Source organism: Streptobacillus felis (assembly GCF_001559775.1).
GTDB classification, from domain to species: Bacteria; Fusobacteriota; Fusobacteriia; order Fusobacteriales; family Leptotrichiaceae; genus Streptobacillus; species Streptobacillus felis.
The window spans coordinates 1-244 of sequence record NZ_LOHX01000227.1 but is presented as its reverse complement, the minus strand read 5'-3'; the positions used below and the strand labels follow the sequence as shown (position 1 = coordinate 244).

Genomic DNA, 244 nt, shown 5'->3' with positions numbered 1-244 from the left:
TAAAGACGTTAAATGGTGATGATATATTCATACTTGCTGGTTCTATAACTAGTAGTATAAGAGGTGAGATTCAAAAGGATCGTTGGAAGAAAACTCAAGCTAAGGATATACTTGATAAGCGAGGGGGTAAGCTAAATGATAATGTATATCAAAAGATGTTGATAAAACCTAATAAAAAGGTAATAGAAGATGTATTTAAAAGAACATTAGATAATGATAAATGAGTTTATGAATAGGCTAAAAA

General features: G+C 29.1%; 1 pseudogene. It reads left to right on the top strand.

Annotated features, from left to right (window positions below):
* Positions 1 to 224 (top strand): annotated as a pseudogene (locus AYC60_RS09000) (1-phosphofructokinase); the annotation flags it as partial.
* Positions 225 to 244 lie beyond the last annotated feature (20 nt).